This is a genomic window from Lutibacter sp. (genome assembly GCF_046055765.1).
Taxonomy (GTDB): domain Bacteria; phylum Bacteroidota; class Bacteroidia; order Flavobacteriales; family Flavobacteriaceae; genus Lutibacter.
In genome coordinates, this window is record NZ_JASFZF010000115.1 from 1 (window position 1) to 6,089 (window position 6,089).

The following is a 6,089-nucleotide window of genomic DNA, read 5'->3' on the forward strand; positions in this document are numbered from 1 at the left end:
AAGTTTTCTAAAATTTTAATAATGCCTCTAAATTTGTTAAAAACCATAATGGCTCCACCACAGGTTAAATCTTCATTGCAAATTTTTCTATTGAATTCATTTTCGTTAATACATTCACCAGAAGGACCAGTAATTTGAACATAATTAGGAGCAGTAGCTTGACATAATTGGAGAAGTTCTTTAACGGTCATTCCCCATTCAATTTCATAAATTCCTGGTTTTGCTACATCCCCCGAAATACTTAACAATTTTGTTCCTTTGCTTTTTTCGGTTCCAATATTTTTAAAATAATCAGCACCTAATTCAATTATTCTTGCAGCATTTGCAAAGGTTTCAACATTATTTATAATGGTTGGTTTACCGAGGTAGCCAACTTCAGTAGGAAAATATTTTCTAAGTCTTGGTTCACCGCGTTTTCCTTCAAGAGATTCAATTAAAGCAGTTTCTTCACCACAAACATAGGCTCCAGCGCCCAATTCAACCCTTAAATCAAAATTAAGGTCAGTTATTCCACAACTATTTTTTCCTAAGAAATTATTTTTATAAAATTCAGTAATTGTAGCTTCAATTTTTGGAAGTAAATATTTGTATTCACCCCGTAAATAAATGATACCTTCTTTAGCACCTACTACAAAAGCGGCTAAAATCATTCCTTCAATAATAAGCCCAGGATAATTCATAAGTAATATTTTATCCTTGAAAGTTCCAGGTTCGCCTTCATCCGCATTACAAATAATATATTTTTCTGAGGAAATACTATTTTTACAAGTTTGCCATTTTAAAGCAGTAGGGAAAAAAGCACCACCACGACCTTTTAAATTAACTTCTGAAATGCTTTTTAAAATTGATTCCGCATTATTTTCTTTCAATTTGTTTATGGAATTCCCAGGAGTATAATCCTTAAAAAAAATGGTTTTGTCTTCTTCTGGTGTATACTGAATTTTGCTCTCAGGATTATCAGCAATAGTTTCAATAGATATATTGTTTTTTAAATTTTTAATTATTGAAATCACTTTTTTAGGCGTTAAATCTGTAAAAGGATAAAAATTTATTAAAGCAGCGGGTTCTTGGTCGCTTAAACCTATACAAGAGGTTTCAAATAATGAAAACAGTGGATTATCATCATGTTTTCCAAAAATGCAACCTGTTTCTTTTTCAAAAGTTGTTTTAATTTCTCTAAAACCTTTAAATTCAGAAACAATGCTATTATTTAAATAAATAATATATTTTCCTGTGGGTTGCTGATGAAAAAAATGATAAAAGGAAATAACCCCTTCAACTTCAATAATTGAAATTTTTAATAATTTAGCTATCTCATTTATAGCACTTTGTGAAATGAATCCTTGTGAATTTTGTTGTTTCCACAACAAACTAAGAAGATGGGCTCTTTCCATGCGAAAAAACTTTTAAAATTACTGTAACTAAAGTTACGAAATAAACAAATAGATTGCTATTTAATTTTGTTTGTCATTTCGATTTACAGAAAGTTTAAAAGTTTTTTAAAACTCTTTAAAAACAGAGGTGTTTTATATTAAAATATTACAAAGTTTTTAATTAATTTATGAATAGTTTAAAAATATCCTATTGTTTTTTAATGTAAATAATGAGAAAAATATTTTTCTACAACATTTTCGTTAAATAAAGTTGCGTATTTTATTAAAATTACAAACTAAATTTCACACTTGTAATAAAATTTCTTCCAATGTTTGGTATTCCATCTATTTTTAATCTAGATAAGTGAGAAACATAAGAAGTGTTCGCTAAATTATTTACATTAAAATTAATTGTGAAATCAATTTTATTCAATTTAATAGTTCCACCAATTCCAATGTTTATTAGATTATATGAGTTAGTTGGTGTTTCAAAAACACTTACATTTTTTTGTTTAAAATGACTTTCAAGGGTAATTGCCGCAAAACCATTATTCAACCACTCTTTTTCGTTTAGTTCAATACGTAATGTGTTTGTAAGTTTATTTGCAGGAATTAAAGGTAAATAAGTACCATCATTTTGTTTGCCTATTACCATCTCATAACTACTGTTAAAATGTAGCCAATCTATTGGGTGCGGATGGAGATGGAATCCAAATTCTCCGCCATATAATTCAGCATTATTTTGTACGTAATTATACACAAAATTATTATTAAGAATTTCACCAGTAGGAGTTATGTAAATGTATTTATTGATACTATTATAAAAAACATTAGCAAAAATTTCAAAGTGTGAAGATTTATATTCTAAAGCCACATCCGATTGAAAATTATGTTCACTTTGCAAATTATTGTTACCAATTTCATATCTATTAGAACCTTCATGAACACCGTTAGAAGTTAGCTCAGCAAGGTTTGGAGCTCTAAAACCTGCTGCAAAATTGAATCTACTTGTAATGGCATCAAATAATGTGGTTTTATAACCAAAAGAAGCAGTTAAGTTTTTAAAGGACTTATCAATAGCATTAAAAACGTGATGTTCGTTGTCAATACTTTTTTGTGTTGATAAATTTCTGTTATCGAATCGAATACCACCTTGAAAACTATTTTTTTTGATAGTGTAATTACCTGTTAAAAATACCCCAATATCATTGGTTTGAGCATTTGGAATTAATACATCAAACCCTAAAGTTTTATTCTTTTGATGCATTCCTTGAATTCCTAAAATAGATTCAAAATTTTCAAGTTTTGGTAAATTCCATTTTATATCATAACTGTACGTTTTTAAATTTAAATTTAAGGCAGGAAGAGAATTAGAAGCCGTTGCAATTTCTTCGATTTCTTTTCGGTTATTAACGGTGTAGCCAAATGTTGAAGTTATTTTTGAATTTGATAGAAAAATAATAGTACTTAAACTTACCATTTTATTGGTTAAATCTTGAAAAGGATATGTATGGTTTTTTTGAGTAGTTTGTACACCAATTTCTTCTGGAATTCCAACTAAAGTATGATCGAAATTAAAACGTAAAATACTTGAAATAAGATTGTTACTGTAGTTTATGGCTGAATTGAAAATAGTTTCATCAAAGCGAGAATTAGTAACTCTTAATCCATTTGGTATTTTATAGTCACTTTGGTAACGGTGCGTACCGTTGGTTAAAAGCTTCCAATCATGATATGATTTCCTGAACCCAAAAGATGTACTTGAACCGTTGGTGTTTGAAAAATATTTTTGATTTATATTTAGTTTAAAAGAATTCTCATCCGCAAAATTTAAAGGATTAAAAAATAGTACGCCACCCATAGCATCAGAACCATATAATAATGAAGCAGGGCCCTTTATAACTTCAACACTTTCTATACTTGATTCATCAACACCTAAACCATGTTCTGATCCAAATTGTTGATTTTCAAGTCGTAATCCTTGTGAATATACTAAAACTCGATTCCCTCGCAAACCTCTAATTACTGGTTTCCCAATAGCAACTCCTGTTGATACTTGAGAAACACCGGGTAATGAAGTAATTCCTTCTATTAAAGTAGCTGCTCCTTTATTTTTTAGTTGTTGAATACTTGCTCTTTCAACTTTCATTACATTTTGCGATTGTAATTTATTAAAAGGTGTAGAAATAATAACTTCATCCATTTTAAAGACAGCTTCACTCAAAATGAAATTTAATGTGGTGCTTTTTGAAGTAATTTTTATATTTGTTGTTTGTGATTGATAGCCAATAAATGCTGCTGTAACTATAATATTTGTTGAAGGTAAATTGTTAATGGTGTACACTCCGTTGGCATCTGTTGAGGTGCCTTTTTGGAGTTCGGTAATATAAACATTAACACCAATTAATGGGTTGTTGTTAGCATCCGTAATTTTACCTGTTATTTTATTTTGAGCTTGGGTAATAAGAGATAATCCTAAAAATAGGATTGATAGATATGTTTTCATTTAATTATTTTTTAGTGTCTTGGTAATTTTATTTTTAAATCTTTTATGATAAAAATAATGAGAAAGGTGGTGCTCTAGATGATTTATAAAAAAATGAAGATGATTCTTTTTTGTTTTCTTGAGTAATTACTTTTTCTTCTACTAAACTAATTTCATTTATAGAAAATGTTGAAGAAAAGTCAATGGTATTATAATTAATTTGATAGTGAAAAAAACTGCACTCATTTTTAGGATGATGGAGATGTACTTTATGTTCTAACTTACATCCTGAATATTCATGTTTTTGAAGCGCATGAGAAAATTGTATTGTTAAAGGAAACAATACAAATAAAACTAATAGAATTGAAATTATATGTTTAGTTCTAACTTTAATTTTTCTAAAATTGAACTGTAAAATTACAAAAAGATATTAATCTTTTACACCTAATTTTTCTAAAATTACTTCTAATAAACACCATTTTGTAATTGCAGATTGCAATAAATTTGCACCAACAAATGCTGCAACCCATAACCAGTCCAAATTATTTAATTTAATAGCTAATATTAAACTAATTAAAATAAATATTCCTGCAAATGCTCTAATAATTCTTTGTTTCATTTTTATAGATTTTAGCTTAATTTGATTTTTCAATATTCATAAGAACAATATGAACTTTTGATGATGTTCTCTGCTCATTATTAAATTTCTTTACAGAATTAAATAAATCGTCTGCTTTTTCTTTTGGTACAAATGCATAAAAAATTATAGATTGACTTTCATTCATATTACTAGCAAACCAATTTTCTCCAACTGATTCTTCTGATAAATCTCTATACCCTTTGACAGATGTATAAGAAAAATGGGTAATAGTGCATCTTTTTAATAAAAATTTAATGTCCTTTTCAAATGCTTCAATTGCGGTAATCATTAGTAATTTCATAATTTTTTCTTTAAGAATTTAAAGTTTTAAGTTTATTGCTAAAACTAAAACAACATTTATTTTTCCCATTTATTTTTTTCACTTATATAGTAAATCATTGGAACTACAACTAGAGTTAACAATGTAGAAACTATTGCCCCAGCTACTAATGAAATTGCTAAACCTTGAAAAATAGGATCAAACAATATAATTGAGGCACCAATTACGACAGCTCCAGTAGTTAATAAGATAGGTGTAGTTCTTACTGCACCTGCATCAATAATAGCTTGTTTTAAAGGAATTCCGTCGTTTAATCTAATTTCTATAAAATCAATAAGTAAAACTGAATTCCGTACCATTACACCTGCTAAAGCAATCATACCAATAAATGATGTTGCGGTAAAGAAAGCCCCAAATAGCCAGTGTCCAAATACAATTCCAATTAATGAAAGTGGGATTGCAAGCATCATAACCATTGGTGTTTTAAAGTTCTGGAACCAGCCAACAATTAGCATATAAATAATAATAATAACTACTAAAAATGCGGTACCTAAATCACGGAAAACTTCTAAAGTAATTTGCCATTCTCCATCCCATTTTACAGCAAAATCACTTTCATCAGAAGGTTGATCCATATACAATTCATTTAGTTTGTATCCTTTAGGAAGCTTTATTTTTTCTAATTTTTCTTTCATTCCTAAAATTGCATATACAGGACTTTCTAATCCTCCAGCCATATCTGCTGTGATATAAACAACTTGTTTTTGATCTTTTCTAAAAATAGTTTTTTGTAAAGTATCTTTTTTAACAGTTACCAAATCACTTATTGGAACAAGATTCCCTTGATTTCCTTTAATTTTTATGTTTAGAATATCTTGTAAACTAGTTTTGTTGGCATCACTTAAAGATAGCACAATATCAATTTGATCAAAAGAAGTTTCATCGTATAAATTTGAAATTGGATATTCTTTTAGTAAATAAGTTAAGTTTTCTACAACTTGTTGAGGCGCAATTCCATTCAGCATTGCTTTTTCTTTATCAACTTCTAATTTATATTCAGTTTGCACATCTTCTACCATCCAGTCAACATCCACAACATCTGTAGTGTTTTCTAATATTTCTTTAACTTGGTATGCAACTTTAATTTGCTCTTTATAATTAGGTCCATAAACTTCAGCAACTAAAGTTGATAAAACTGGTGGCCCTGGTGGAACTTCAACTAATTTTACGTTTGCACCATATTTTTTAGAAATTTTTTGAATTTCTGGACGTGTAAGCTTCGCAATATCATGACTTTGTAAATCACGTTCA

6 protein-coding genes are annotated in these 6,089 nt (G+C 28.4%); all 6 read right to left on the reverse strand.

The window, feature by feature from the left end; genetic code table 11:
- A partial coding sequence (locus tag QM495_RS11155) for an NAD(P)H-dependent oxidoreductase subunit E (protein ID WP_408672189.1) occupies positions 1-1,394 on the reverse strand: 1,394 nt, incomplete at its 3' end.
- 268 nt (positions 1,395-1,662) lie between these two features.
- Positions 1,663-3,879: a TonB-dependent receptor gene (locus tag QM495_RS11160; protein WP_408672190.1), complete on the reverse strand. Its 2,217-nt coding sequence runs from the start codon at positions 3,877-3,879 to the stop codon at positions 1,663-1,665.
- Positions 3,880-3,922: 43 nt separating this feature from the next.
- Positions 3,923-4,201: a hypothetical protein gene (locus QM495_RS11165; protein WP_408672191.1), complete on the reverse strand. Its 279-nt coding sequence runs from the start codon at positions 4,199-4,201 to the stop codon at positions 3,923-3,925.
- A gap of 87 nt (positions 4,202-4,288) precedes the next feature.
- A complete protein-coding gene (locus QM495_RS11170) occupies positions 4,289-4,477 on the reverse strand; it encodes a DUF2892 domain-containing protein (protein WP_408672192.1) in 189 nt (62 codons plus the stop codon).
- 16 nt (positions 4,478-4,493) lie between these two features.
- Complete coding sequence (locus tag QM495_RS11175; RefSeq protein ID WP_408672193.1) at positions 4,494-4,799, reverse strand: hypothetical protein; 306 nt, start codon at positions 4,797-4,799, stop codon at positions 4,494-4,496.
- 56 nt (positions 4,800-4,855) lie between these two features.
- Positions 4,856-6,089, reverse strand: a 1,234-nt coding sequence (locus QM495_RS11180) for an efflux RND transporter permease subunit (protein WP_408672194.1), incomplete at its 5' end; no start/stop codon positions are given.

Coding starts and splice junctions, on each gene's coding strand:
- QM495_RS11170 (WP_408672192.1), bottom strand. CDS start 4,477: ATGAAACAAAGAATTATTAGAGCATTTGCAGGAATATTTATTTTAATT.
- QM495_RS11160 (WP_408672190.1), bottom strand. CDS start 3,879: ATGAAAACATATCTATCAATCCTATTTTTAGGATTATCTCTTATTACC.
- QM495_RS11175 (WP_408672193.1), bottom strand. CDS start 4,799: ATGAAATTACTAATGATTACCGCAATTGAAGCATTTGAAAAGGACATT.